Source organism: Salinivibrio sp. IB643, from assembly GCF_001996105.1.
Lineage (GTDB): Bacteria > Pseudomonadota > Gammaproteobacteria > Enterobacterales > Vibrionaceae > Salinivibrio > Salinivibrio costicola.
Window position 1 is genome coordinate 1 of sequence record NZ_MUFF01000071.1, and the last position, 2968, is coordinate 2968.

Sequence of the window (2968 nt, forward strand, 5' to 3'; positions counted from 1 at the left end):
TGGATGACGTAGGTTACGTTCGCATGGATGACGTAGGTTACGTTCGCAAAACCGAGCAGGAAACCAGTGTGCTGTTCGAACTAATCGCGCATCGGTATGAAAGACACAGCATGATCATCACATCAAATAAGTCATTCGAGCAATGGGACGAACTGTTCGACGACTCAACGATGACCATCGCCGCCATCGATCGACTGGTGCATCATGCGACAATCCTTCATTGTGAAGGTGAAAGTTACCGGCGCAAAATGGCGATGAGCAACGGTAGTTAAAAATCGGTATCAACCGGCCAGGATAATTGTCGGAAAACCGGCCAAGATAATTGACGCTACATAAATGGGGTTAAAACCCTTGGTGAATATACCGCGAATCGCTTTGGTGAGTTACCATTTTTGTTCAAGGTTCTTGCTGCAGAGACACCTCTTTCAATTCAAGTTCACCCACACAAGGAAAAAGCTCAGTTGGGTTTTGCTCGGGAAAACGCACAAGGGATTGTTATTGATGCCGCACATCGCAACTACAAAGACCCAAATCATAAACCTGAGCTGGTATATGCCTTGACTCCCTATAAGGTAATGAATGGTTTTAGACCCATTGGCGATATTGTAACTTTATTCAATGAAGTGGGCATTTAGGCATTAAGCACAGAAATTGAATCGCTAAGTGAGAATAGGCATGGCGAAAGGTTGAAAACATTTTTTGCCGCTGTCATGTCACTTCAGGGAGTAAAAAAGAAGCTTGCCCTTAGCCAACTTTACGCAGCATATACTCAACCAGCCACAAATGGGCTCGTGAGTGAAGCCTTAGAATATAGTAAGCGGTTTTATCAACATTATGCCGATGATATCGGTTTGTTCTCACCGTTAATGCTAAAGACTCTAGAGTTGTCACCTGGAGAAGCAATGTTTCTTGGCGCTGAAACGCCTCACGCATACGTTGAAGGTACCGCCCCTGAAATCATGGCGAACTCCGATAACGTTCTTCGTGCGGGCCTAACGCTTAAGCATATTGATGTCAACGAACTCATCGATAACACTCAGTTTAAAGAAACAAAGCCAAGTACACTACGCTTAACACCAATTAATAAGGGAAATAAGCTGCTCTTCCCTGTGCCAGTCGATGACTTTAGCTTCGAAATCGTCAACTTGAGCATTATCGATGAGCTTCATTACTTAAGAAGCGCTGAAATTCTATTCTGTATCAGCGGCTCAGCTACGATCGTAAGTGGTGACGACAAGGTAACAATCCAGAAAGGCGAGTCAGTATTCTTTCCATACCATACTGGGCAGTACACATACAAAGGCAAGGCGACTCTTGCCAGAGCATTCAACTAACCATTTGAATCTCTACCCTTTCCCCCTAAGGCTTTAATGCGCTTTTAGTCGGTGCATTAAAGCCACTTCATAATTCCATCGCGCCATTCTTTTGTAAAAGGCTATAGCCGAGACCACCGCCCAGAGATTAATCAAATGGGACTTGAACTCATTTGTGAAAATAACGCTGCCCTTGCTAACTATATGCAGGCGCTCAGTGGGAACAACAATGATGCGAAGGCATTCTCAACGGTGACCAGCAATCACATACGGAGTTTAAAAGCGGCACAAAAAAGTCGTTACTTCATTGCAGATGCGGGCTTGTATATAGAAGAAAGTATCTGCTCACTTGATGAACAAAAGCAGAAGTTCATTAACCGTGTTCCAATAACAATCAAACTGGCAATTGTGGCATAAGATAAAATTTAACTAATAGATTTACTAGGAATCAAATACGTCTATTAATTCACTGACGACTCTAAGAACCTATATTAATAGGTGTTGTCTGAGTAAATCAACACCTATTGAAAATACTGTAAATGAATTCGACACAATACCTAATCTCTGACGCCCTTTGGGCAAAAATTGAGCCGCTTTTACCAATCCACAAGACGAACCATCCTCTAGGAACACATCGAAAGAGAGTCGATAATCGTGATGCTATGAACGGCATCCTCTTTGTTCTCAGAACTGGTTGTAATTGGAATGCGCTTAACGCGACAGGTATTTGTTCCTCTAGCTCTGCACATCGTCGTTTTCAAGAGTGGCGAGATGCAGGAGTCTTTGAGCGATTTTGGCAAAATGGCCTGATTTACGAAGGGGTTGATTGGAGTTCCATATCAATAGACGGGTGCCAAACTAAAGCACCTTTAGCTGGCTCAAAAAAACAGGTTAGAACTCAACAGACCGTGCGAAACAAGGCGTAAAACGCAGTTTGTTGACGGATGCGAATGGATTGCCACTGGCTGTTGTTAGCGATGGCGCAAACGTCCACGACATTAAGCTGGTACTTCAAACATTAGATCCACTAGAGTGTTATCGGCCGCCGCTGAAAGTACCTTTGTACCTAGACAAAGGTTATACAGGCCAGTGGTTACATGATGAACTGGTTGCTTTGAACTACATTCCCCATGTTCAATGACGTGCTGAAGAGGCCGCGAGCTTGAAGCAATCGGATGATTTTAAGGCTCATCGTTGGGTTGTGGAGCGAACTCATAGCTGGCTAAACCGTTATCGTAGATTGCTTGTTCGTTGGGAAAAGAAAATCGAAAACTACGAGGCCATTGCTTGTAGCCTCATTGTTTGGAATAAATCCCTTTTGGGATAGGCTCTTATACGGTCAATTGCTTCTACAATTGGYAACGTACCTTTTTCTACCTGTCCGTTTTCTGTAGTGGCATAGTGAATTTGGCCACCTGATTAGAGGTGTTAAGATACGCCTCATAGCATGACAGGTGAAACCATGACCAAACGCACAAGACGTACTTTCAGCGCTGAATTTAAACGTGAAGCCGCTGAGCTTGTTCTCGAACAAAACTACACGATTATCGAAGCAGCTACTGCCATGGGCGTGGGCAAATCCACCATGGACAAGTGGGTAAGACAACTGAGACAAGAGCAACAAGGCGTTACGCCTCATGCTTCCCCCATCACAC

General features: G+C 44.1%; 2 protein-coding genes and 3 pseudogenes. All 5 read left to right on the forward strand.

Annotation, left to right across the window (positions count from 1 at the left end; genetic code table 11):
* Window positions 1–272 (forward strand): ATP-binding protein (locus BZG77_RS14385; RefSeq protein ID WP_198532436.1); only part of this gene is annotated, 272 nt, incomplete at its 5' end.
* A gap of 63 nt (window positions 273–335) precedes the next feature.
* Window positions 336–1334: pseudogene (manA, locus tag BZG77_RS14390) on the forward strand (mannose-6-phosphate isomerase, class I); the annotation flags it as partial.
* A gap of 93 nt (window positions 1335–1427) precedes the next feature.
* A pseudogene (locus BZG77_RS14395) lies at window positions 1428–1718 on the forward strand (IS1634 family transposase); the annotation flags it as partial.
* A gap of 134 nt (window positions 1719–1852) precedes the next feature.
* A pseudogene (locus BZG77_RS14400) lies at window positions 1853–2640 on the forward strand (IS5 family transposase).
* 135 nt (window positions 2641–2775) lie between these two features.
* Window positions 2776–2968: transposase (locus BZG77_RS14405; protein WP_077647735.1), on the forward strand; the 193-nt coding region annotated here is incomplete at its 3' end.